Here is a 23,929-nt window from a genome sequence, read left to right on the forward strand (position 1 = left end):
ACCTAAGTAAGCAAAAGCATGGTCAGAATGTCGTAAATTGGTCGGTTCGGACAAGATAGATCGTCAGATCGAGCGCGATTTTTAACGTTGGCTTCGTAGTAAAAATTCGAGATTTTGCAACGTTTGGCCGCATTTATCCTATATAGTCTTCGAGAAATTCAAGAGCGCGTAGGACTTTGTCTGCTGCCGAGTTACGGGGGAAATATGCGAATGCCCCCATCCTCATCAGATTGTTGAGCGAACCGGCCGGACGATTAGCGTATTAACATCCACATCCGCCGGCTGCTCCACTGCATAGGCGATGGCGCGCGCGATCGCGTCCGGCGTAAGCGCGATGGAGCGGAAATCGACCATTGCCTGCGCCGCGACCGGATCGGTGATCGTGTGGGCCAGTTCAGATTCCACGACGCCCGGTGCGATAATGGTGACGCGAATGTCGTCATGCTCCATGCGCAGCGCCTCCGAGATGGCGCGCACTGCGTATTTTGTCGCGCTGTAGACGCCGCAGGTCGGCCACACGGCATAGCCGCCGATCGAAGAAATGTTGACGAACTGGCCGCTGCCCTGGCCCTTGAAGCGAGGGAGGGCGGCGGCTATGCCGTGCAGGACGCCTCGGATGTTGACGTCGATCATCCGGTCCCATTCGTCAACCTTAAGGCTGTCGAAGCGCGACAGCGGCATCAGGCCCGCATTGTTGACCAATACATCAACGCGGCCATATTCGGCCTCTGCCGCGGCGATGAACGCCTCGAAATCGCCGCGGTCGGTGACGTCGAGCGACCGGAAGGCGATCGTGCCTCCAGCTGCGTTCAGTTCCTCCGCCAGCGCGGCGAGCCGGTCGGTGCGGCGAGCGCCCAGCATCAGCTTCGCGCCGCGCGCCGCTAGCAGCCGCGCCGTGCCTTCGCCGATGCCGCTGCTGGCGCCGGTAATCGCGATGACCTTGTCCTCGATAGTCATGATAGTCACTCCTGTTCAGACGGACCGAACCATCGATCCAATGCCCGTTAGATGGCGCTATCTGGTCGGAAGGAGGTAGAACGGTCATCCGGGATGATTGCACGATATTCCAGATTTCTAGCGTCGGGCTGGATCGGTCGCTATCGACTGTGTAGGCGGATCATACCGAAGGCTCTGGGAGAAGCGCTGATGGCGCATCAAGAACTGGCTCAACAGATTGCCCGATACGCCGAGTGCGAAGGCATCATCGACACGCCCATCGCTCGGCTCACGTTGGTGCGCTCGGATCAGGGTGGCGAGCCGGTGCATATGGTGCAGCGTCCGGCGCTGTGCATCATCGCGCAGGGCGGCAAGCGCGTGCTGCTGGGCGATGCGGTGATCGACTATGGCCCTGCCAGCTACCTCGTCGCCTCACTTGACCTGCCCATCACAGGCGCTGTGACACGCGCGAGCGCGGACGCGCCTTATCTCTGCTTTTGCCTCTATCTCGACCCCGCCCTGTTGTCGGAGATCGCGCTAACCCTGCCGCCCCTGCCGGCGGGCACGGAGGAGAGCGGCGGGATGACGCTACACCCGATGACACCTGAACTGATTGACGCGGCGACGCGGTTGACGGCGCTGCTCGGCGATCCGGCGAACGCGCCGCTGCTCGCGCCGCTCATCGAGCGAGAATTGCTGGTGCGGATGATGACCGGGCCGGGCGCAGGCGTCCTGCGCGCGATAGCGAGCGGCGAAAGCCGCACCAGCCAGCTGGCTAAAGCGATCGCCTGGCTTAAGGCCCATTTCCGCGAACCATTTAGCGGACCGCACCTTGCCGCCCTTGCCGGCATGAGCATGTCGAGCTTCCATGATCATTTTCGCCGCGCCACCGCCATGACTCCGCTGCAATATCAAAAGCAGCTGCGGTTGCAGGAAGCGCGGGCGCTGATGCTAGCCGACCGGCTTGATGCGGCAGAGGCGGGCTTCCGTGTTGGCTATGACAGTCCTTCCCAGTTTAGCCGAGAGTATCGTCGCCTCTTCGGCGCCCCGCCTGTCCGCGACTTGAGGCGGTTAAGGGCAACGCCGCAGATGGCTATGGCGATTTGAGGGGGCGAGGCGTAGTTCGGTCCGATGCGGGGCGACGATAATTGCCCAGCTGCGATCCGCTTCGTTACAGGGAGCAATGGCGCGCTTGGAGAGCGCCAAAGACTGGATCGACAAACACTCGCTGATCATCGTCGCTTGCAAAATAGGGTCCGCTCCCCGAGCATTGCGAACCGTCCGCATCTCGGGTCCCCCTTGGCGCGACAAATTGGGTGCGGCATCGAGACAGACGAGACATGTTTGGGATCATGCGCTAGAGAACAAAGCTTCTCTGCCCTAACAGCAAGCGGCCCTTGCCGATGGCGCTATTGCACAACTCCGAGCGACAGCCGCGAGATATAGCTGACGTTCTGCACTTTGGAGTTTCGAAATGAAAGCCGAGTGTCTGCGTGGGGTCGACGGCGGGAAGGCAGCAAAATGCCAACTCTAGCCTTTCAAAGCTGCAACAGCCTCGCTTGTAAGCCGCCGTTCGAAATCTAAATCGATGCGTCGCGCGGTGCCGGTCAGTTGCAACCGATCTGCCAATCCTCAAGATTGCCGATCATCCGTCTCGCGCAAGTCTTGGGCTGATCTACCGCGTGGCGTAACGGTGGATCCGTGCGCGGCGAAGGATCTTGTCCTCCAACGAATAATAGAGCCAGATTGCGTCACCAGTCACAATGCATGACGCCGCAAAGGCAATGTCGGTGGCGTCCCGGCTCTTGGCGGGCGGCGGCATGAGGATCGGTTCAAGGCCTCGCCCGGTCACGCAGCTGAAATCGGGTGCGAAGCTGATCCAGCCGATGCGCCAACGTGCGTCCACCGTCGCCCCGTTGTAAAACATGACCGGATCACAGCCTGGCTGCTGGACGATTGGTCCGGTCGACAGATGCCAATTGTCCCAGCTGTCCTCCCGGATCGTGAATGGATCATCGATTACCGTCCACGGACCTTCGGCCGTCGCCCCCTCCGCCATGCCGATCCGCGAGGCATTGCCCCTGGCATATTCGTAGAAGAGTCGGAACCGCCCGTCCGATCCCTGCGCCAGCGTCGCTTCCTTGATGTTGCCTTCGCCGTCGGGCGCCTTGAGCATGACCCGTTGTTCGCGCAGGCTGGTTAGGTCGCGCCCTTTCGCCACCAGCAGAGCGCCCTGTGACCGGGCCGCATCGACGCCAGTGTAGAAGACAAGATAGGCGCTATCCTCACCAAGCACGACGGTCGGATCCTCGCATCCGCCGGCATCGTCGGGATTAGGGCCAGGCAGGATCGCCGGTGCCTCACTCATTCGGAAAACGAGACCATCATCTGATTCCCCGCCCCAGATAACTCCGGTCGGATCGTCCGGCCTCAAAGGATTGGGAACGACGCGGACGAGCAAGCGATAGGTCTCACCCTCCATCCACACATAGGGGCTCATCAAATCATGATGTGCCAATCGCCCGTCGGGCCCGGCGATATCGAGCGTGACGGTCTGCAATTCCTCGACAACATAGGCGGCCATTCCCGTTAGGCTCCTTGCGCAACGGTCAGCGACAGCGCGCCGTCGATCGTAACCGTGGTGCCGGTGATATAGTCTGCGGCGGATGAGAGCAGGAACAGGATCAGATCGGCCACCTCGTCCGGCGTTCCTGCGCGGCCCCAAGGTATTGCCATTTCCTTGCGCCGCAGTTCGTCGGGATGATCGAGCGCGCTCTGGTTCATCGGGGTCAGGATCATGCCAGGCGCGATCCCGTTGACCGCCACACGCTTCGGCGCGAGTTCCAGCGCGAGGGTCGCTGTAAGCTGCGCGAGACCTCCCTTGGCGGCGTCATAGTCGACCCCACCTGCACGTGGCGCGCGTTCGTGAATCGAGGATATGTTGACGATCCGGCCGCCTCGGTTCGCACCATCCAGCGCGCGCACCATGCGCCGACATGTCAGGAACGGACCGTAGAGATCGGCGCGCATCAGGCGATCGAACTGGACCAACTCCATATCGCGCAGCATCACGCCCGTCATATTCAGCCCGGCCGAATTGACGAGAAGGTCGACCGTGCCGAAGCGCTCTTCTGCCAGATCGAAGAGTGCCTCGACGCTCTGCTCATCGCCGACATCGGTCCGTACAGCCACGGCCCTCCCACCGCTGTCGGTGATTTCGGCGACGACTGCATTCGCTCGGCCCTCATCTGCGAAATAGGTCAGCGCGACAGGGAGGTCCGCTTTACCCAGTTTGATCGCGGCGGAGCGCCCGATTCCCGATTCCCCACCCGTCACGATCGCGACCGATGTCTGGCCGAAGGATAATGTGTGATGCGCCATGCGCTGATAACACCCGAAGGTGTCGTAGGTGCCGTTGCTCAATCACCTTAGATTGTCTGGGCATAACATATTCAGGGGCATGGCTACTTTGGGGCCGCTTTGCGCCCTTTGTCAGTCGCTCAGTGCCCTAAGGCAGGCTCCCGAAACCGGCCGTGCCGGAAAACACCCGATTGTCGGGAGGACTTAGTGTGGTTCAACCTTCGATTGATTCAGGCGATACGCCCCGCTCAGTCGTTGCGGATCAAGCACTTCAATATATGCTAACGTCATGACGTTACTTATAAAAACATCTCAAAATCCCTCCGACGCTGAATACGAAGCGATTTTCAGGCCCCTACACACTCACAACATAATGCGTGCGGGTGATCCGTGTATTCGGCCCATCGCCGTGTTGCTAACCAATGAGATGGGTGACAATGTAGGAGGGCTTTGGGGCCAGTGCGCCTATGACTGGCTCATTATAGAAATGCTTGCCATTCCGCTAGAATATCGTGGCAAGAACTATGGCAAAGCCCTTGTGGAACAAGCTGAAAATATCGCTCGATCCAATGATTGCATCGGGGTCTGGCTCGACACATTCGAATTTCAGGCTAGCGGATTTTATGAAAAGCTGGGCTTTGAGGTATTCGCCATAATCGACGATCATCCCATCGGCCAAAAGCGGCTTTTTCTTCGTAAGAAGCTTTGATCTCAATCTTCCAGAAAAAATATGATGGAGGCCGACGGCAGTTTACGGCAGGGATTTCCAGCCTGAGGCGTCGGAAATTGCCTGATTGTCGTGTAGCGAGACTGCATTAATGCCCGCTTATGCAAGAAGGAACTTGCAAAGGCTCGTATGTACCGATCATCATCATACGATGAAGTCCGCTGTACGGAAAGCCCCGTCGGATTGAAAATATGTCGGAAACCCCGTTCAGAGATGTTTTCCGTAATGCCCGATCGGCAGCCATCTCACTCGCGCCTTTCCGAACGCGACATTCCGCTATCGGCCCGTCGAAGGCATCCAAAATGGGCAAGCTGCCAGTCCGCACCTGGTAGCGCAAAATCGAGAGCCTAGCGACCGACAAGGGTTGACGGCAGAAGTGGTTGCTACGTGCCGATTCCAAGCAGCCATCCCGCTCTTTGCGTCGCGACGAATGGACGGCTCAGGCCCACGCTGTATGCGAGCTACGACACCGGTCCCTTCCGTGCCTTACGAGAAGCCCTTCGCTTCGGTCGTGGATCAATCGGCGCCAACGAAAAGACCAGGCTAACAAGGTGATTCTTGCCTTCCTCCTTCGGTTGGCTCGTCAATTCACTCAAGCGTTCGAGCAGAGTGTTGACCTCGGTCAGGTCGCTATCGCTGAGCCAGCCCTTGTTGCGCGAAGCCCATAATTCTCGTTTAGGACCGGAAACTACCGCATTCACTCTACCCAGCGCATCCTGGAAATCGCGTTCAGCTATTTGCATCAATCCATGAGCGAAATTTCTCAGTTCGGCAGCATTACCATTAGGACGCAGATCGTAGGCCAGCCGAATTGGACCGCCACCGTGGCTTGCCAATCGGTATCGCCGATCGCCGCTATCGTCCGCCGGCACTTCGCAGATCAGCCCAGCCGCTGCGAGCGCACGCAAGTGATAATACAAGCCATCTGCCGGACGCCCCAGCTCTTCCGCTAACGTAGCAACGCTCGCCTCGCCCCCGATGGCAGCCAAAGTGTCCATCAGTTCCTGGCGCATTGGCGAACTCAGCAGTCGGATCATCGCCGGATCGGTGAGCGCCCCCGGATCGAATTGATGACTCATCCGCATGGACTCCTGTTGAAATACAACTCATATATTTCAACGAATCGCTCGATGGAAGCCCGTGATCCGTACGAGGCTGCAAATGAGGAAAGCCGATCATGAATTGTTCAATGGTCCTTGCTGCGATCGTGGTTTCGGTATGCATTTTGCCTAACACCGGCTTGGCGGCTGCTCCTCAATCATTTGAGCCCGCTGCTCTGCAGGCAGATCTGCGCTTCGCCATCGACACAATCGAACGGCAACATCCGCAACTTGAACGCTCTACGACCCGAGAGCGCCTGGAAGCCGCCGCAGCGTCAATACGCGGGCAGCTGTCTCGTGCCATGACGCAGGGGGAGGCGTGGGCGGCCATGGCCCAACTTAACCCGCTGCTCGCGGACGGCCACTTGTTCATCGGCTTGCCGAATTGGCGAGAACAGAGCGCGGCGGAAGTACGTCGAGGAACCGGATTTTTCCCTTTCGAAGTCGAACTCGACGAGCAGGGCTATCCGGTCATTACGGCAAAACTGGGCGGCGAGATGACGCCGTTCGCCGGGCGTAGGATCGTGAGAATAAGTGGTCGTGATGCCCAGGACGTAACGTACGCTTTGCTGGCTCGTATGCATGGAGATACGCCGGCATTTCGGGCAGCCTTGCTATCGCAGCGCTGGTGGCTTGGATTTGCCAAACTCTATGGCACTCCGGCAGTCTATGATCTTCAATTCGCAGGCTCTCCGATGTCGCATCGGGTCTCGGCGGGGCATGTGCTTCCGGCGATTTTGCAGCAAGAGGCTAATTTTGATCGCCTTTACTCCTGCCGCATCAACGCGGACCACACAGCGGCGCTGAAGGTTGCCTCATTCGCTTGGAGCGACAAGGCACAGTATTTCAAATTTACGCATGACTGTTTCGCGCAGATGAAGGCGGCTTCTACGCAGCGTCTGGTAATCGATGTCAGCGCCAATGGCGGCGGCGATGACGACATGTGGAAAGAAGGTATCCTCCGCTACATTGCCACCAAACCTTACAAGCAGGGCTCGACCTACGTTAAACGCGAACGCGATGGCTCGCTTTCATCGGGGAGCATCGAGACCGCGACCGTCCCAACCCTTGGCGAAGCGCTGCATTTCAACGGCAAGGTTGAGGTTTTGATCGGTCCATTGACGTACTCATCCGCCGTGCTGTTCGGCAATGTCGTGCGTGATTATGGCTTCGGCACTCTCAGGGGAGTCGGAAACAGCGCACGAACACAGCAATCCGGCGGCGTGCAATCCATAACGCTCCCCAATACAGGATTGGTTCTTTCCTACCCGCGCTTTGTGCTTGAGCCACCCTCGGGGACATCTGCACCAGGGTATCTGGAGCCGACGGTCCCCAGTGGTCGCCACACCGCTCCTTAGGAAAGGACCGGCGCAAGGCAGCCGCAAACCCGTCGGGAAGGTTCCTTGCGGGTTTGCAACAAAATCAGCCGATCTGGATCCGGCCTGTCCCGAACGTCTAGGTCGAGAAAGCGGGCTGGCCGCAACTTGGAACGGAAAGTTGGGTGCGGAATGGCTGGGAAGGGGCGACGGCGGGAAGGCGACAATGGGTCGGATCCTCGAATTTCATAATGCAGGTATTTATGCCGAGATTGCCAATCTAAAAGGATTATCCTGATGCTCGACGGCCCCCGCCTCGCTACGCTCTCCGGCACGGCCCCCACCGGACTGGTGGTCCTGCTTCATGGATACGGCTCCAATGGCGAAGATCTGATCTCGCTGGCGCGCATGATCCAGCCCACCTTGCCCGATGCGGCCTTTGTAGCGCCGAATGCCCCTTCGCAGATCCCTCACATGGCAGCCGCTTACCAGTGGTGGCCGATCGAGACCTTCTCGGCGGCGGAACATGCGGCCGGCGCGGCGGCTGCGGCGCCGGCTCTCGATGCTTTCCTTACTGCAGAACTCGAAGCGGCCGGGTTGACCGGCGACCGCCTGCTACTCGTCGGGTTCAGTCAGGGGACGATGATGGCACTCCACGTCGGATTGCGCCGGAAAGAAACCGTCGCCGGGATCGTCGGGATTTCGGGCATGCTGGTCGCACCGGATTTGCTGGAAGCGAATATCCGCAGCCGCCCTCCGGTCCTGTTGATCCACGGTACGGAAGACGAGGTCGTGCCGTTCCGTTCCATGGATCTGGCCAGCGCCGCACTCACGGCAGCCGGCGTGCCTGTCGAGATGCACGTCTCGCCAGGGCTGGGCCACAGCGTCGGGCAGGATGGCCTTGAGGCAGCTGCGGCATTCGCCCGGACCGTGATCGGTTGAACACCGCGCGTGCACCCTCTGACGGCGGCAGATTTCAGGTGCCCGCCACGACGTCCATCTCGTCGAGAACATCCTGCGACAACCGCAGGTTCGCGGCCGCCAGATTCTCGGTCAGATGCGCAACGCTCGAGGTGCCTGGGATCAGGAGCAGGTTGGGCGAACGTGCCAGCAGCCAGGCCAGCGCAACCTGCAACGGGCTGGCTTCGAGCCGCGCCGCGATCCGGGAAAGCGCATCCGACTGGATCGGGCTGAACCCGCCCAGCGGGAAGAACGGGACATAGGCGATCCCCTGGCCGGCCAGGTCTTCCAACAGTGCATCATCAGCACGGTGGACGAGATTGTACTGATTCTGGACGCAGACCACGGGAGCGATCCTCTGCGCCTCGGCCACTTGCGAAGGTGTGACGTTGCTGAGGCCAAGATGCCGGATCAGGCCTTGCTCCCGCAAATGCGCAAGCGTGGAGAACTGTACTTCGAGCGATCCTTCGCTCGGTGCGTGGACATCGCCCATCAGCCTCAGGTTGACGACTTCGAGCTGCTCCAGGCCCAGATTGCGCAGGTTGTCGTGCACCGCCTGCGTCAGTTCGGCGGGGCTTTGCGCCGGCAGCCACGCGGCGTCGTCGCCACGTACGGCGCCCACCTTGGTCACGATGACCAGATCATCGGTATAGGGATGCAGCGCTTCGCGGATGATCTGGTTGGTGACGTGCGGTCCGTAGAAGTCGCTCGTGTCGATATGGTTGACCCCGGCCTCTACTGCGGCGCGCAGGACCGCAATGGCGGCGGCGCGATCGCGCGGCGGGCCGAATACGCCAGGCCCTGCAAGCTGCATGGCGCCATAGCCCATCCGGCTGACGGTACGGTCGCCAAGTTCAAAGGTCTTCGCGGGTACAAGATCGGTCATGCGCAAATCTCCTGAAGGTGCGACTAGGCATATGGACCGGTTGCCAACAATCGATAAGCCGTGCAGTTAAGCACAGGCTGTGCGAGAATATGCACAATGGCGACTGAACTTGACGATCTATCGGCTTTCGTGGCCGTGGCCCGCGCAGGCGGTTTTCGCGAGGCCGCCCGGGTATCGGGCGTTTCCGCATCCGGTCTCAGCGAAGCGCTTCGGCGGCTGGAGGCGCGGCTGGGCGTGCGCCTGCTGCACCGCACGACGCGCAGCATCTCGACCACCGAAGCGGGCAATCGGCTGTTCGAGCGCCTCTCCCCCGCCCTTAACGAGATCGATGCCGCACTCGACGCCGTCCATGCCGAGACCGACCAGCCGGCCGGCACCCTGCGGCTCAACGTCCCGGCGAATGTCGCCAGAACCGTCCTTCCCGGCATCCTGCCGACATTCCTGAAAGCGCATCCCCAGATCCGGGTGGAAGTGACCGTGGAAGACAGCTTCGTCGATATTCTCGCCTCCGGGGCCGACGCCGGCATCCGCTACGAGGAACGGCTGGAGCAGGACATGATCGCGTTACCGATCGGACCACGGTCGCAGCGGATAATCACGGCGGCGGCTCCGGCCTATCTCGATGTCCATGGCCGCCCCGCGCATCCCCGCGACCTACTTCACCACGCGTGCCTGCGCCTGCGCTTCTCCAGCGGCGCGCTGGCCATCTGGGAATTCGAGCGCGGTGACGAAGTGATCCGTATCGACCCGCCCGGTCCTCTCCTTATCCAGCCCGGTTCGGCTTGCGACCTGTTGGTCGAGGCCGGAATGGCGGGGCTCGGTGTCGTAAGGCTCTTCGAGGACTGGCTTGCCCCGGCCATGCAGTCGGGGGCCCTGGAACGGATACTCGACGAATGGGACGAGCCGTTCTCGGGGCCGATGCTGTATTATTCCGGCCGCCGCCAGCTTCCGCCTCCACTCAGGGCCTTCATCGACTTCACCCGGAAGGAGCCGGCTGCGCCGCAAGCGCAAGGTTAACGACTGTCCGCTTGCAGCAGGATTTGCAATCAGGGCCTTCGCCCGCACTTATCTGAATGACCTCGACTTTGGAGCAAAGCGAGCGCTCAAGCCCCGTCAGATATGGGCGACCCGCTTCTTTCTCGACCAGCATGGGCGGATCCGGGACCGTGCCCTCTTTGACCTGGCCATCGATAGCAAGCTTCCCGGATGCGATCTGGTAAAAATCAGGATCAGCGATATCTTTTGTGATCGGAAAATTCGAACACGGGCCACGGTCGTACAGCAAAGGACCGGCAGACGGGCCCAGTTTGAACTGATGACCGATGCTCGCGCCAGCCTGCTCAAATGGCTGGAACTGAGAGGCGGGTCGTTGGAGGATTTTGCATTTCCCGAGCCGTACCGATCACGCAGCCCACATAAGCACCAGGCAATATGCTCGCCTCGTTGACGAATGGGTCACGGGGATCGGACTTCCCGGCGAAGATTATGGCACGCACTCTCTGCGCCCATCCAAGACCCTTGCTCGCGGATGCCGGACAGATCGACGAACCTGTCAATCGATCGCAGTAGACGGCCTGCCGGCACGTGCCGTTCCAGGTTCAAGCTGTAAAACAGCGCCTCCTGCGCCATCGTCCGCTCACCCATCATCAGCCTGTCTCCGTCCTGCTAAAACAGTGAATCAGACCACACAGGCTACTTCAAGCCAGAGTTTTCCAACACCATCTGCCCATCCCGGTCATTCACGTGGGCGTTCCTGCATCGTCCCGGCACAATGTCGGTGCGATGCAGGGATCGCTTTCAATACTTGTACTGGAACGACAGGAAGAAGCTGCGGCCCGGTTCGGGGAAGCCATCGGCCAGCACATAATAATCGTCGAACAGGTTGCGTGCACCCGCGCCGATGACGATGCCTTCGCGGACCTCGTAGTTCACGGTCAGGTTGGCCTGCACATAGCTTCCGGTGCGATAGTATTCGGTTCCCGCCGTGTTCACCGTCCAGCGGTTCGATGCGATATCGGCGTTGGGCAGGAAGTGCAGGCCGCCCAGCGGCGCCCAGTCGGCCCAGACGAAGGCCTTGTGCGTGGGAACGCCGGTCGGCTGGAAGGCCGAGTTGGTCGGGTCGTCGAGGTCGCGGTGCGTGTAGGTGTAGTTGCCGCCGAGGCTCAGCGTTTCGGCCAGCCTTGCCGTCAGGGCGATCTCGCCGCCGTAGTAGTTGCCGCTGCCGAGGTTGCGGCTCTGGGTCACGGACTGGCCCTGGTAGAGGAACGGGAACGCGACGATCACGTCGTTCAGGTGCGAGTAGAACAACGTGGCTTCGGCGTGGAGCGGGCCGAAATCGCGCGTGCCGCCGATTTCGTAATTGGTGGCGCGTTCGGCCTTGAGGTCCGGGCTGGACACCGCGCCGCCGAAGCGGGAGCTGAACCGCTCGAAGATAGTGGGGAAGCGCGCGCGTGACGAGACTCCGGCGTGAAGGCTGGTCAGCGGGTCCGGCGTCCAGACGAGCTGCGCCTGTCCGTTCAGCGCCTTACCGTTATGCAGGGGATAGGCGATCAGGACATTGCTGGCGTAGTCCTCCGCCCGCGTGAGATTGCGCCAGTCGAAGCTGATGCCGGTGGTCAGCGCCAGGGCGGGGCTGAAGGCAAGGCGGTTTTCGGCCGCGATGCTGTAGGTCTCCTCGATGCTGGTCTGCCGGGGTTCCGTGGTGCCGGAAGGGAAGGCCTGCTGCCATTCGACATGCTTGTCGCGCCGGTAATGGGCCGCGAGGCTGAAGCGGTCAGACCCGCTGACGTTCACGTCGATCTGGGCCGAACCGCCCCAGGCGGTGTCCGCATAGTAGCTGTTGAAGGCGCGGCCCCTGGTCTGGGTGGTCTGCGTCGCATCGTCGAACGCGCGCAGCAGGTTGTCGAAGCCGTTGCGATAGGCGCGCGTCTTCAGCGTGGCCACATCGCCGAGCGCCGTGGTGGAGAGGAAGTAGATGCTGTCTATGTTCCAGTAGGGCCACGACCAGTTGCGCTGGCTGGACGAGGCATCGGAGATGTGCAGCGGCGCGTTCTTGGAGCCTTCCTGCCGGGTATAGCTGAGCGAATATTCGTCGGTGGCGTTGGGGGTGAAGCCCAGCTTGGCGTTGACGCGCCAGTCCTCGGTGCGCGAGAAGTCCCGGTGGCCGCCGTTTTCCGCCGAACCTGCGGCAGGTTCGTAGTCGCCGGGAAGATCCCAGTGGTCGGTGAAGCGCCGGGTGTAGCTGGCCTGGGCGTACCACTTGTCCTGCCGGGTGCCGAGCAGGGCGAAGAGGTTGTAGCCTGCGTATTCGCCCTTTCGGCCCAGGTCCAGGGTTCCGCGCGCCTCTGCCTCGATCGGCTGGACGGGCTTGCGGGTGACGAGGTTGATCGCACCGCCCATCGCACCGGGGCCGTCCAGCACCGAGGCATAGCCCTTGGCCACCTGCACCTGCGCGATATCGCCGGTGAGGAAGCGGCCGTAATCGAGCCGCCCGTCGGCGGGCAGGTAGACGCGGATGCCGTCGATCGAGAGCGGCACCTGGTAACGGTCGAAACCGCGCACGTTGATCAGGCGTTCATTGCGAGAACCGCCGCTGTTCGAGGAGGAGACGCCGGGCATGAGATTGACCGCATCGTCCAGGCTGGCACGCTGGAACAGCCGCATGGCGTCAGCGTCGAGCGTGGAGGAGGAGATCGTCGGCGTGGATTGCGTGGGGGCGGTGACGATGATCTGGCCCAGCGTGAAGGCGCTGCCCTGTTCGGTCGTCGCGGCAGTTTCGGCAAGCGCGGGCGCGGCCAGAACCGGCAGCCCGAGCGCGCAGGAAAAAGTAACCGCAAGTGCTGATGCGGAACGCATGAATGAAACCCCCATATTTTTGGCCTGTCGCCATTCCGGCGATTCGCTATATCTGGTGGTATATAGTCGAGGGCGAACATGAAAGACGTTTACAACAATGGGGCATCCACGATGATGGGGCGTGCGCGTCCTTGGGCCGGGCTTGGAACGGCGCTGATACTTGCCGCGCTGCCGGTTGCCGGAACGGCCTGGGCCCAGGTCATCCCGATGCAGTCGCCGGTTCAGGCTCCTGCTCAGGCACCGGCCGAGGCACCGGGACCGGCGGCTTCCGGCTCCCCTGGCGGCGAATCTTCGCCTATGGCGGATCGCATGCCCAGTCCGATGGCTTGCCCGTCCGATCCGGCGGAGCTGCCGCCCGAACTCGCCGCCTGGAACCAGCGCACGCGGCTGCTGGCGGCGCGTGACACGCGCTCGCTTTCGGGCGCCACGATCGCGATCGGCAAAGGGATCGAGGGCGGTCTGCGGCCGACCCCGGAGATGCGCTATGCCCAGCGACCGGAAAAGCCGGGCGGTTCGGTCAGTTTCGGCGGCCTTTACACGTTCGATGTCGCGGAGGCGGGCAGCTATCGCGTCGCGCTCGGTTCGGCGGCCTGGATCGATGTCATCAAGGCCGGGAAAAAGGCGGGAGACGGCACGGCCATGACCTCGACCGCGCATGGTCACGGCCCTGATTGCTCGGGAATCCGCAAGATGGTGGACTTCACGCTCGAGCCCGGAACTTACCTGTTGCAGGTCTCGGCCAATGCCGATGACCGGCTTCCCCTGCTCGTCGCCCGGCTGCCCTGAGCGGGCGGATGCGATACGCCCTGCTCGGGCTGTCGCTGCTTGCCGCGACGCTCTCCGGCCTGTCGGCACGGTCCCGTCCGGGATGGGACTGGGGCGCCGGCGTTCCGGCGCCCCGCGTTCCCGCCGACAATCCGATGAGCGCGGCGAAAGTCGAGCTGGGCCGCCGCCTGTTCTACGACGCCGATCTCTCGGTGAACGGGACGATGTCCTGCGCGACCTGCCATGAGCAGCACCACGCCTTCGCCGACGGCAATCGCACGCACCCCGGCGCGCTGGACGATCCGGGGCGGCGCAACGTGCCGGCGCTGGTCAACCTCGCCTGGCTTTCCCCGCTGACATGGGCCGATCCGCGCCAGACGACGCTGGAGGCGCAAGTCTCGGTTCCGGTACTGGGCGACCATCCGGTAGAGATGGGGATGAAGGGGCGGGAAGCCGATATCGCGGAGCGGCTCGGACGGGATCCGTGTTACCGGACGATGTTCCGCAAGGCGTTCCCGGGCGAGGCGGGCGGCATCGGTTACGGCAAGGTCACGAAGGCGCTGGCCGCTTTCGAGCGCACGCTCGTTTCGCGGGACAGTGCGTGGGACAAGTTCTCGCGCGGGGAGGCCGATGCGATTTCCGCCGAGGCGAGGCAGGGCGCGACCTTTTTTGCGCGAGATTGCGCCTCATGCCATGCCGGGGCCGACTTTACCGATGCGCGCTTCCACCGGATCGCTGCACCCGGAGCGGTTCCGGGAGATGACGCGGGTCAGGCGGAAGTGACCGGCGTGGCGGCGGACAGGGGCGGGTTTCGCACGCCGGGCTTGCGCAATGTCGGGGTGACGGCGCCCTATCTTCACGACGGGTCGATTCCCACGCTCGCCGGGGCGCTGCGTGCCCACGCGGGTTTCGAGGCGATGCCGCAGGACGAGGCGAAACCGCTGCTCGCTTTCCTCGATGCGCTCACCGATCCGGCGTTTCTGGCTGATCGCCGGCACGCCTTGCCCCGCACCGCCTGCGGCAAGGCGCTTTGATCACTCGCCCTTGGCGGGCAGCGGGGTACTGCGCAAGCTGGCCTCGAGCGCGGCGTATTCCGGCGAGTTCCCGAGAGCGGCCATGAGGCCCTGCAGGGACCGGAAGCGTTCCAGCACCGTTCGTCCGGTTTCCGTGAGGCGGGCGCCGCGTTCGTGGCTTCCTCCGGCTACCGTCTCGACCAGCGGCTGGTCCCAGCAGCGGTTCATGGCATCGACCAGGAGCCACGCCCGGCGATAGCTCATCCCCATCGCGCGGCCGGCGCCCGATATCGAACCCTGGCTGGCGATGGCTTCCAGCAGGTCCGCCTTGCCCGGCCCCATGGCGATTTCGTCTCCGCAATAGATGCGGGCGCGCAGCTTGAGGTGGGAGCGGTCGGTCATGGGCTCGGTCGAATGTTGGCGATAGGGACCGCGAATCTAGCCGAGTTCGGCGATGGGTGCGAGCGCCGAAAGCGGGTCTTCGCACCTGCGAAAGATTACATGCGCGCCGGGTTTTCGCCGCCATGCATCCTTGCGCGAAATCCCGCTGGAAAGCCGGATTGTTCCGGGACCATCACAAGGCTCGACTCGGTGTTCGCACCTGCATAAATGGCTCCCAGGATTCCACACCAGACGAAGCGAATTTCGCCCATGAACGCCAATACGGTCCGCCACGGCCGCATCGAGGATATCTACGCGATCGCCGTGGGCAGCGTGCTGATCGGCCTTGGGCTGACCATTCTCCATGCGGCGGGGCTGGTGACAGGCGGCATGGCGGGGCTGGCGCTGCTGGTCGGTCATTTCGCGCCGCTGCCGCCGGGCCTGCTGTTCGCCCTGCTCAACGTTCCGTTCCTGGCGCTGGCGCTGCGGGCGATGGGTTCGCTGTTCACCCTGCGCACGATTGCGGCGAGCGGCGGCATCGCGCTGGCCTCCGTGCTGGCCGAGCACGCGCTGACGATCGAGGTCAACGATCCCTTCGCCGCAGCCGTGGGTGCAGGCACCCTGCTGGGCATGGGCACGCTGGCGGTGGTGCGGCACGGGGCCGGGGTCGGCGGGGTCGGCATCGTCACGTACTGGCTGTTCCTGAAGCGGGGCTGGAACATCGGCCGCTCGCAGATCGCGATCGACTTTGCGATCCTTGGCGCTTCGGCACTGTTCCTGCCGGCGGACAAGCTGGCATGGTCGGCGGTGAGCGCAATTTCGATGGGCCTTGTTACCGGACTGTGGTTGCGGCCGGGGCGCTATGCGGGCTTTTCCCCGCTGCGCGCCGCCCGCCGCACCGCGCAGGACGATCAGTCCAGCCCGACCAGGCGATAGCCGACGCCGGGCTCGTTGCGAAGCATGGCCGGCTGCGAGGGATCGTCCTCCAGCTTGCGCCGGATGCCCCGCGCGGCCACGCGCAGGTATTCAACATCGCTTTCGTGGCCCGGCCCCCACACCGAGCGCAGGAGCTGGGCGTGGGTGATGACCCGGCCCGGACTGCGCGCAAGTTCCGAGAGAAAGCCGTATTCCTTTGGCGTGAGGTGGATTTCCGCGCCCCCCTTGCGAACGATCCGGGCGGTGAGGTCGATCTCGATATCGCCATGCCGCACGGGCTTTTCCGCGCTTTCCACCGGCAGCCGGTGGCGCAGCGCGGTGCGGATCCGGGCGAGGACCTCTTCGCTGTCGAACGGCTTGGCGACATAGTCGTCCGCGCCGAGGTCCAGCGCGGCCACTTTCTGTTCGGTGGCGTCGCGCGCGGAGACGACGATGATCGCCGTGCGCCCCTTGAGGATCGGGATCAGTTCCAGCCCGTCGCGGTCCGGCAGGCCGAGGTCCAGGAGGACCACTTCGGGCTTGTCGATCGTAAGCGCATTGAGCGCCTCGCGGGCGGTGCCGGCTTCCACCACCTGATAGCCCGCGCGGGAGAGCCCTGCGTGGAACAGGCGGCGGATGGCGGGCTCGTCATCGACGACGAGAATCTTGACGTTGGGGTTCATATCGTGGGCCATTCCCTGAGATGGGCCGGATCGAAGCGGATCGTGAAGCAGGCGCCTCCCTTGCCGTCCGCATCGGGCGGGCGGGCCGCCGCCGAGACCGAGAGTCCCATGGCCAGCGCGAAACCCCTGACGATGGCAAGGCCGAGGCCGGTGCCGCCCTTGCGGTCCGAACCCTCGATCCGGGCGAAAGTCTCGAAGATGCGTTCTTCCTCGCCGGGCGGGATGCCGGGGCCGCGATCCGCTACGGTCAGTTCGAGGCCGGGGCCGATGCGGCGCGCGGCAATGGCGATGGGGCCGCCGGGATCGCCGTATTTGGCGGCGTTCTCGATCAGGTTGGTGAGGCAATGGTGGAACAGGTGCGGGTCCACCATGACCATCGGCACGTCCCGCGCGATGGCGATATCCAGCCGGTGTCCGCCCAGCAGCGCGCGCAGTTGGTGCAGGGCCCCCGATACCGCTTCCTCCAGGTCCACCGGCTCCGCCTTGCCGTGCAGCGCGCCCGCCTCGATCCGGGCCATGTCTAGCAGGTTGGTGACGAAGCGGTGCAGCCGCTCCGCCTCGCCGCGCGCCGCCGCCATCTGTTCTTCCTGCTCGGGGTCGGTGGTGCGCACCGCATCGAGCGTGCCGAGGATCGTGGTCAGCGGCGTGCGCAAGTCGTGGCTGACCGAGGACAGCAGCGCATGACGCAGCCGGTCGCGTTCGCGCACTTGCGACAGTTCGGCCATCTGCCCTTCCAGCAGGATCCGGTCCAGCGCGAGCGCGGCCTGATCGAGCAAGCTGAGCAGCAGGGGCAACTGGTCCGGCCGCACCGGCGCGCGGGCATCGCTGCGGGCCAGGCCGAAGACGCCCATCGCCGCGCCGCCCGCCGCCAGCGGATGGAACAGCCATTCCGAGGCGGTCAGCGTGTCCGACCCGCGCCCGGCTGGCGCATTGTTGTCGTAGGCCCAGGTCGCGGCGGCAAGGTCGAGGGTTTCGAGATGGGCTTCCTTCGGCCAGCTCCAGCGCTGCGAGAGGCCGTCATCGCCGGGCATCAGGAGAACCGCATTGCCGGCCAGCAGGCGGCCGATCTCGGCGCAGAGCAGATGCCCCAGGTCGTCCACCGTCCTCACCCCGGTCAGCAGCCGCGCGAAGCCCGCCAGCGCGCCGTTCTGCGCGGCGCTGGCCTGCGCCTGCAAGGCGTGCGCCCGCACCCGCGCGGCAAGCTGGCTGCTGACCACCGCCACGCCGAGCAGGACCAGCACGGTGAGGATGTTGCGCGGGTCCTCGATGGTCAGGGTGTGGGTGGGCGGGATGAAGAAGAAGTTGTAGCCGATCGAGCAGAGCAGCCCGGTGACGACGCCGGTACGCAGGCCGTAGCGCGTGGCGGCGACCATCACCGGCAGCAGGTAGAGCAGGCCAAGGTCCGAGATATTGCCGGTGCGCAGGATCTGCGTGCCCATCAGCGTCACCGCCGCGGTGAGCGCGAAGGAGACGAGGTAGCCGGAGAGGCTGCCCCATTCGCCGCGCGGCCGGGTCAGGCGCGGCACAGGGGTTTGTGCCGCATTGTCGCCGGTGGGCAGGACATGGACCGCCAGCCCCTGCGTTTCGCGCACCAGTCGGTCGACGATCGAGCCGTGGCGCAGTTCGAACCAGCGCGAGCGGGACGATTTCCCGACGATCAACTGGGTCGCGCGGGCTTCCGCCGCGAACCGCTGCAGGCCTGCGAGCACGGTCTCGGCCGGCAGGGTTGCCACTTGCCCGCCAAGCTGGGTGGCAAGATGCAGCGCATCGGCGAGGGCGGCGTTCTCGCCGTCGCTGAAGCGGGCGCTGCGCGGGGTTTCGATGTGGACGGCGGTCCACGGTGCCCGCAGCGCGTCTGCCATGCGCTTGGCGGCACGGACCAGTTCGAGCGAGCCGGGCTGTTCGCTGACGGCCACCACCAGCCGGTCGCTCGCCGCCCAGGTCCCGGCCATGGCGTGGGCGCGCACATAGTCGAGCATCTGCGCGTCCACCGCCTGCGCGGCGCGGCGCAGCGCGAGTTCGCGCAGGGCCGAAAGGTTGGACTTGGAGAAGAACGCGCCGAGCGCGCGGGTCGCTTCCTCCGGCACGTAGACCTTGCCTTGCCGCAGGCGCTCGATCAGTTCGTCGGGCGGAATGTCGACGATTTCGAGTTCGGCCTCCTCCAGCATCCGGTCCGGCAGGGTTTCGCGCACGCGGACATGCGTGAACGAGGCGACCACGTCGTTCAGGCTTTCGAGGTGCTGGATGTTGAGCGTGGAATGGACGTCGATCCCTGCCGCCAGCAGTTCCTCCACATCCTGCCAGCGCTTGTCGTGGCGGCTGCCGGGGGCGTTGGTGTGCGCCAGTTCATCCACCAGAACCAGCGCCGGGCGGCGTTCGAGGATGGCGTCCATGTCCATCTCGTCCAGCGCGTGGCCCTGATAGGCCATGCGGCGCAGCGGCACGATCTCGAGCCCGGCAAGCTGCGCCGCCGTTTCCGCCCGGCCATGGGTCTCGGCAACGCCGACCACGACATCCAGCCCCGCCCTGGCGAGAGCGGCGCCTTCGGCCAGCATCTCGTAAGTCTTGCCCACGCCAGGAGCCGCCCCAAGGAAAACCTTGAGGCGGCCTCTGTTCTCGCGCGCGGCGGCGCGAAGGAGGGCGTCGGGATCGGGCCGGGGATCGTTCACGGGCGTGCTTGTGCGCCGCCTGCCGCCATGCTGTCGAGAGCGAGATTGAGTTCGAGGACGTTGACGCGCGGTTCGCCCAGGAAACCGAGCAGGGGGCGTTCGACATGCCGCGCCACCAGCGCATCCACCCGCGCCTTTTCAAGGCCGCGCGCCCGGGCCACGCGATCGGTCTGGAAAAGCGCCGCCTCGGGGCTGACATGGGGGTCCAGCCCCGAGGCGGAAGTTGTCACCAGGTCGGATGGAACGAGGGAACCTGGGGATTTCTGAAGCGCGGAAACGTCTGCCTTGACGCGGTCGGCAAGGGCCTGGCTGGTGGGGGCGAGGTTGGACCCGGAAGAGGCCATGGCATCGTAGCCGCCCTGTTCGGCGGCGCCCGCGGCGGAAGGGCGGCCGTGGAAGTAGCGGTCCTGCGTGAAGGCCTGGCCGATCAGGGCCGAGCCGATCACCTGTCCGTTGCGCTCGATCAGGCTGCCGTTCGCCTGCCGGGGGAACAGGGCCTGCGCGATTCCCGTGAGCGCCAGCGGATAGGCAAGGCCGAGCAGGAGCGCGAAAAGCGCGGTGAGCACGAGCGCGGGGCGCGCGGCGGTGGTGAGATCCTTGAGCATGGATGCATTTCCTCAGACGAGGTGGAGCGCGGTGACCGCAAGGTCGATGAGCTTGATGCCGATGAACGGCGCGATCAGGCCGCCGAGGCCGTAGACCGCGAGGTTGCGGGCCAGCAGCGGACCGGCGGCCATCGGCCGGTATGTCACGCCCTTCAGCGCCAGGGGCACCAGCGCGGGAATGATCAGCGCGTTGAACACGATGGCCGAGAGGATCGCGCTTTCCGGCGAGGCGAGGCGCATCACGTTGAGCACGCCGAGGCCGGGATAGAGCGCCAGGAACATGGCGGGGATGATCGCGAAGTATTTCGCCACGTCATTGGCGACCGAGAACGTCGTCAGCGCGCCGCGTGTCATCAGGAGCTGCTTGCCGAGGCCGACGATCTCGATGAGCTTGGTGGGGTCACTGTCGAGATCGACCATGTTGCCCGCCTCGCGCGCGGCCTGGGTGCCGGTGTTCATCGCCACGCCGACATCGGCCTGGGCAAGGGCGGGGGCGTCGTTGGTGCCGTCGCCGCACATCGCCACGAGCCTGCCGCCCTGCTGTTCCTTGCGGATCAGCGCCAGCTTGTCCTCGGGCGTGGCTTCGGCGAGGAAATCGTCCACGCCTGCCTCGGCGGCGATGGCGGCGGCGGTCAGCGGGTTGTCGCCCGTGATCATCACCGTGCGGATGCCCATCCGGCGCAGCTCCATGAAACGTTCGCGCACGCCCGCCTTCACCACGTCCTTCAGCGCGATTATCCCGAGCAGGCGCCCGTCGAGGGCGACTGCGAGCGGGGTCTGGCCCGAACGGGCGATTTCCTCGGCGAGGCGGCGCAGTTCGGCGGCCTGGGGCGAGGATGCCGCGTCCGGATTGGCGCGCAGGATCGCGTCTACCGCACCCTTCTGGACCAGTCCGGCAGTGCTCTTCAGCCCGGAGATCCGGGTCTGCGCGGTGAAGGGGATGACTTCGGCGTCTTGCGGCAGCGTGCCGGCGGCGAGGCCGTGGCCGTCGCGCGCCAGCACCACGATCGAGCGGCCTTCGGGCGTTTCGTCGGCAAGGCTGGCGAGCAGGGCGGCTTCGGCGAGGATGCCGGCACCGACCCCGGAAACCGGGCGGAACTCGGCGGCCTGACGGTCTCCCACGGTGATCGTGCCGGTCTTGTCGAGCAGCAGCACGTCGATATCGCCCGCCGCTTCCACCGCGCGGCCCGACTTCGCCAGCACGTTGAAGCGCACGAGGCGGTCCATCCCGGCGATGCCGATGGCGGAGAGCAGCGCGGCGATGGTGGTGGGGATCAGGGTGATGAGGAGGGCCGCGAGCACCGCTACCGGGATCGCGCCGCCGGCATAGTGCGCAAAGGCCGGGATCGTGGCGACCGCGATCAGGAACACGATCGTCAGGCCCACCAGCAGGATGGTAAGCGCGATCTCGTTGGGGGTCTTCTGCCGCTCCGCGCCTTCGACGAGGGCGATCATGCGATCGAGGAAGCCCTGGCCCGGCTCCTGCGTGACCCGCACCCGGATCTCGTCGGAAATGACGCGGGTGCCCGCGGTGACGGCGGAACGGTCTCCGCCGGCCTCCCGGATCACCGGCGCGCTTTCGCCGGTGATGGCGGCTTCGTTGACCGAGGCCACGCCTTCGATCACTTCGCCGTCGGCGGGGATGAGGTCTCCCGCCGTCACCACCACCACGGCGCCCTTCTTCAACTGGGAGGCAGGAACCGAGCGTCCATCAGGCAGGCGGGCGGTGAGGTCCGACTTGGTGGCGCGCAGCGAGGCTGCCTGCGCCCGTCCGCGCCCTTCGGCCAGCGCCTCGGCGAAGGTGCCGAACAGCACGGTCAGCCAGAGCCAGGCGATGAGCTGGATCTGGAACCCGCGCGGCAGCGGCTCGCCGCCGAGGATCAGCAGCACGGTGAGCAGGACGGCGACGACCGCCGTGGTGAAAAGCACCGGGTTCCTCACCAGTTCGCGCGGGTCCAGCTTGCGGAAGGCATCGCCGATCGCGGGCACGACCAGCCGGGCCGAGAACATCGAGTTGGGTGTCGTCATGACAGGAGCTTTCAGAACAGTTGGCCCGAGATCATCGCGAGATGATCGGCGATGGGCCCGAGCGCGAGGCTCGGCAGGAAGGTGAGGCCGCCCAGGATCAGGATCACGGCGATCAGCAGCCCGATCCACAGCGGGCCGGTGGTCGGGAAGGAGCCGGCGGTTTCGGGGGTATGCTTCTTGGCCGCGAGGCTTCCCGCCACCGCGAGCACCGGCACGATCACGAAGAAGCGGCCGATCCACATCGCCGCCGAGAGCAGGCCGTTGTAGAACGGCGTCCCGGCGCTCAGCCCGGCAAAGGCGGAGCCGTTGTTGCCGGTGCCCGAGGCGAAGGCGTAGAGGATCTCGGTGAAGCCGTGAGGCCCCTTGTTCAGCGGCCCGGCCAGCCCTTCCGGCATGACGGCGGAAAGCGCGGTGAGGCCCAGGATGCAGAGCGGCAGGACGGCGATGGCCAGGACCGCCAGCTTGACTTCGCGCGCCTCGATCTTCTTGCCGAGGTATTCCGGGGTGCGGCCGACCATCAGGCCCGCCACGAAGACCGCGAGCAGCGCGAACAGCAGGAAGCCGTAGATTCCCGCGCCGACCCCGCCGACCACGACTTCGCCAAGCTGCATGTTGATGAGCGGGACCATCCCGCCCAGCGCGGTGAAGCTGTCATGCATGGCATTGACCGCGCCGCAGGAGGCCGCCGTGGTCACGACCGAGAACAGGGCGCTGGCGGCGATGCCGAAGCGCAGTTCCTTGCCTTCCATGTTGCCGCCGGGCAGGCCGAGCTGATGGAGCACCGGGTTGCCCGCGGCTTCCTGCCAGTATGTCACCCCGGCGCCGACAAGGAACAGCGCCAGCATCGCGGCAAGGATCGCCCAGCCCTGGCGGGTGTCGCCCACGGCCCTGCCGAAGCACCAGGTTAGGCCGGCGCCCAGCGCGAAGATCGAGAGCATCTGCACCAGGTTGGTCAGGGCCGTGGGGTTCTCGAACGGGTGGGCGGAATTGGCGTTGAAGAAGCCGCCGCCGTTGGTGCCGAGCATCTTGATCGCCTCCTGCGAGGCGACCGGGCCCAGCGCGATGGACTGGCGCAGGCCTTCCAGCGAGGTGGTGTCGACCATGCTCGACAGCGTCTGCGGAACGCCGCTGGCGATCAGGAACAGCGCATAGGCCAGGCAGGCGGGCAGCAGCAGGTAAAGCGTGACGCGCGTGCAGTCGGCCCAGAAATTGCCGAGCGTCTTCGCCTCGCGCCGCGCAAATCCGCGGAACAGCGCAAAGGCCACCGCGATGCCGGTGGCGGCGGACAGGAAGTTATGGATGGTCAGCCCCAGCATCTGGCTGAGGTTCGACATCGCGACTTCGCCCGAATACCACTGCCAGTTGGTATTGGTGGTGAAGCTCACCGCCGTGTTCATCGCGCCGTCCGCGCCTATCGCGGCAAGGCCGCGCGGGTTCATCGGCAGCACGTCCTGAAGGCGCAGGACACAGTAGGTGAACAGCAGGAGGACGAGGTTGAACGCCAGCATGTGCAGGGCGTAACGGCGCCAGCCCTGCTCGGCATTCGGATCGATCCCGGCAAGCCGGTAGAAGCCGTTCTCCACGGGGCCGAGCACGCGGTGAAGCGGGGTTCGGCGCCCCTCGTAAAGCGCGAAGAGCCAGAGCCCCATCGGCTTGGCGAGGCCCGCGACCAGCGCGGTGAACAGGAGGATCAGGGTCCAGCCCGGCAATGTCATTCCGGTGGTCATGGC

At 64.5% G+C, this 23,929-nt stretch carries 20 protein-coding genes and 1 pseudogene; 9 read left to right on the top strand and 12 right to left on the bottom strand.

Going from position 1 to position 23,929, the window contains the following annotated elements:
* Window positions 1–225 precede the first annotated feature (225 nt).
* Window positions 226–957, bottom strand: a complete 732-nt coding sequence (locus ACXJ16_RS25680; RefSeq protein ID WP_463922539.1) for an SDR family oxidoreductase — start codon at window positions 955–957, stop codon at window positions 226–228.
* A gap of 189 nt (window positions 958–1,146) precedes the next feature.
* Here ACXJ16_RS25680 and ACXJ16_RS25685 point away from each other — a divergent pair, with 189 nt between their 5' ends.
* Entirely contained in the window at window positions 1,147–2,043 is an 897-nt protein-coding gene (locus ACXJ16_RS25685; protein WP_054434311.1) for an AraC family transcriptional regulator, read from the top strand.
* Window positions 2,044–2,611: 568 nt separating this feature from the next.
* On the opposite strand, the gene ACXJ16_RS25690 is transcribed toward ACXJ16_RS25685, so the two are convergent.
* Together ACXJ16_RS25690 and ACXJ16_RS25695 are read right to left on the bottom strand one after the other, a co-directional pair.
* On the bottom strand, window positions 2,612–3,520 hold the full coding sequence (locus ACXJ16_RS25690; protein WP_463922541.1) for a glycoside hydrolase family protein: 909 nt from the start codon (window positions 3,518–3,520) through the stop codon (window positions 2,612–2,614).
* A 5-nt stretch (window positions 3,521–3,525) separates the two neighbouring features.
* Entirely contained in the window at window positions 3,526–4,317 is a 792-nt protein-coding gene (locus ACXJ16_RS25695) for an SDR family oxidoreductase (protein ID WP_054434314.1), read from the bottom strand.
* Window positions 4,318–4,585: 268 nt separating this feature from the next.
* Here ACXJ16_RS25695 and ACXJ16_RS25700 point away from each other — a divergent pair, with 268 nt between their 5' ends.
* Entirely contained in the window at window positions 4,586–5,005 is a 420-nt protein-coding gene (locus ACXJ16_RS25700; RefSeq protein WP_054434307.1) for a GNAT family N-acetyltransferase, read from the top strand.
* Window positions 5,006–5,484: 479 nt separating this feature from the next.
* Here the strand turns inward: ACXJ16_RS25700 and ACXJ16_RS25705 are convergent, their stop codons facing one another.
* A complete protein-coding gene (locus tag ACXJ16_RS25705; protein ID WP_463922542.1) occupies window positions 5,485–6,102 on the bottom strand; it encodes a helix-turn-helix domain-containing protein in 618 nt (205 codons plus the stop codon).
* Between the two features lie 98 nt (window positions 6,103–6,200).
* Here ACXJ16_RS25705 and ACXJ16_RS25710 point away from each other — a divergent pair, with 98 nt between their 5' ends.
* Together ACXJ16_RS25710 and ACXJ16_RS25715 are read left to right on the top strand one after the other, a co-directional pair.
* Window positions 6,201–7,481 carry a S41 family peptidase gene (locus ACXJ16_RS25710; protein ID WP_463922543.1) on the top strand — a complete coding sequence of 427 codons (1,281 nt, stop codon included), beginning with the start codon at window positions 6,201–6,203 and terminating at the stop codon, window positions 7,479–7,481.
* A 255-nt stretch (window positions 7,482–7,736) separates the two neighbouring features.
* Window positions 7,737–8,381 (top strand): alpha/beta hydrolase, encoded by a 645-nt coding sequence (locus ACXJ16_RS25715; RefSeq protein WP_463922544.1) that lies wholly within the window; start codon window positions 7,737–7,739, stop codon window positions 8,379–8,381.
* A 34-nt stretch (window positions 8,382–8,415) separates the two neighbouring features.
* Here ACXJ16_RS25715 and ACXJ16_RS25720 read toward each other — a convergent pair whose 3' ends face one another.
* Window positions 8,416–9,285, bottom strand: a complete 870-nt coding sequence (locus ACXJ16_RS25720; protein ID WP_463922545.1) for an aldo/keto reductase family oxidoreductase — start codon at window positions 9,283–9,285, stop codon at window positions 8,416–8,418.
* 96 nt (window positions 9,286–9,381) lie between these two features.
* Here ACXJ16_RS25720 and ACXJ16_RS25725 point away from each other — a divergent pair, with 96 nt between their 5' ends.
* Together ACXJ16_RS25725 and ACXJ16_RS25730 are read left to right on the top strand one after the other, a co-directional pair.
* A complete protein-coding gene (locus ACXJ16_RS25725; protein WP_463922546.1) occupies window positions 9,382–10,302 on the top strand; it encodes a LysR family transcriptional regulator in 921 nt (306 codons plus the stop codon).
* A 28-nt stretch (window positions 10,303–10,330) separates the two neighbouring features.
* Window positions 10,331–10,799: pseudogene (locus tag ACXJ16_RS25730) on the top strand (site-specific integrase); the annotation flags it as partial.
* 283 nt (window positions 10,800–11,082) lie between these two features.
* Here ACXJ16_RS25730 and ACXJ16_RS25735 read toward each other — a convergent pair.
* Window positions 11,083–13,140 carry a TonB-dependent receptor plug domain-containing protein gene (locus tag ACXJ16_RS25735; protein ID WP_463922547.1) on the bottom strand — a complete coding sequence of 686 codons (2,058 nt, stop codon included), beginning with the start codon at window positions 13,138–13,140 and terminating at the stop codon, window positions 11,083–11,085.
* Between the two features lie 78 nt (window positions 13,141–13,218).
* On the opposite strand from ACXJ16_RS25735, the gene ACXJ16_RS25740 reads away from it, so the two are divergent.
* Together ACXJ16_RS25740 and ACXJ16_RS25745 are read left to right on the top strand one after the other, a co-directional pair.
* Window positions 13,219–13,926, top strand: a complete 708-nt coding sequence (locus ACXJ16_RS25740; protein ID WP_463922548.1) for a homogentisate 1,2-dioxygenase — start codon at window positions 13,219–13,221, stop codon at window positions 13,924–13,926.
* An 8-nt stretch (window positions 13,927–13,934) separates the two neighbouring features.
* Window positions 13,935–14,939, top strand: a complete 1,005-nt coding sequence (locus ACXJ16_RS25745) for a cytochrome c peroxidase (protein WP_463922549.1) — start codon at window positions 13,935–13,937, stop codon at window positions 14,937–14,939.
* Here the strand turns inward: ACXJ16_RS25745 and ACXJ16_RS25750 are convergent, their stop codons facing one another.
* Window positions 14,940–15,320 carry a winged helix-turn-helix domain-containing protein gene (locus ACXJ16_RS25750; protein WP_463922550.1) on the bottom strand — a complete coding sequence of 127 codons (381 nt, stop codon included), beginning with the start codon at window positions 15,318–15,320 and terminating at the stop codon, window positions 14,940–14,942.
* A 249-nt stretch (window positions 15,321–15,569) separates the two neighbouring features.
* Between ACXJ16_RS25750 and ACXJ16_RS25755 the strand changes: the two genes are divergently transcribed.
* Entirely contained in the window at window positions 15,570–16,235 is a 666-nt protein-coding gene (locus ACXJ16_RS25755; RefSeq protein WP_082370126.1) for a YitT family protein, read from the top strand.
* Here ACXJ16_RS25755 and ACXJ16_RS25760 read toward each other — a convergent pair.
* The 5 genes from ACXJ16_RS25760 to kdpA are packed head-to-tail and all read right to left on the bottom strand — an operon-like array spanning window position 16,211 to window position 23,914.
* Window positions 16,211–16,897 (bottom strand): response regulator, encoded by a 687-nt coding sequence (locus tag ACXJ16_RS25760; RefSeq protein WP_054434973.1) that lies wholly within the window; start codon window positions 16,895–16,897, stop codon window positions 16,211–16,213. The genes ACXJ16_RS25755 and ACXJ16_RS25760 overlap by 25 nt on opposite strands.
* Window positions 16,894–19,566 carry a DUF4118 domain-containing protein gene (locus tag ACXJ16_RS25765; protein WP_463922551.1) on the bottom strand — a complete coding sequence of 891 codons (2,673 nt, stop codon included), beginning with the start codon at window positions 19,564–19,566 and terminating at the stop codon, window positions 16,894–16,896. Before ACXJ16_RS25765 ends, ACXJ16_RS25760 begins: the two co-directional genes overlap by 4 nt.
* On the bottom strand, window positions 19,563–20,171 hold the full coding sequence (gene kdpC, locus ACXJ16_RS25770) for a potassium-transporting ATPase subunit KdpC (RefSeq protein ID WP_185999363.1): 609 nt from the start codon (window positions 20,169–20,171) through the stop codon (window positions 19,563–19,565). The genes ACXJ16_RS25765 and kdpC overlap by 4 nt, the downstream gene beginning before the upstream one ends.
* A gap of 12 nt (window positions 20,172–20,183) precedes the next feature.
* Window positions 20,184–22,199 carry a potassium-transporting ATPase subunit KdpB gene (gene kdpB, locus ACXJ16_RS25775; protein ID WP_132470282.1) on the bottom strand — a complete coding sequence of 672 codons (2,016 nt, stop codon included), beginning with the start codon at window positions 22,197–22,199 and terminating at the stop codon, window positions 20,184–20,186.
* A gap of 11 nt (window positions 22,200–22,210) precedes the next feature.
* Window positions 22,211–23,914 carry a potassium-transporting ATPase subunit KdpA gene (gene kdpA / locus ACXJ16_RS25780; protein ID WP_186000090.1) on the bottom strand — a complete coding sequence of 568 codons (1,704 nt, stop codon included), beginning with the start codon at window positions 23,912–23,914 and terminating at the stop codon, window positions 22,211–22,213.
* Between the last annotated feature and the right edge of the window lie 15 nt (window positions 23,915–23,929).

It is taken from the genome of Novosphingobium sp. TK71, assembly GCF_055361505.1.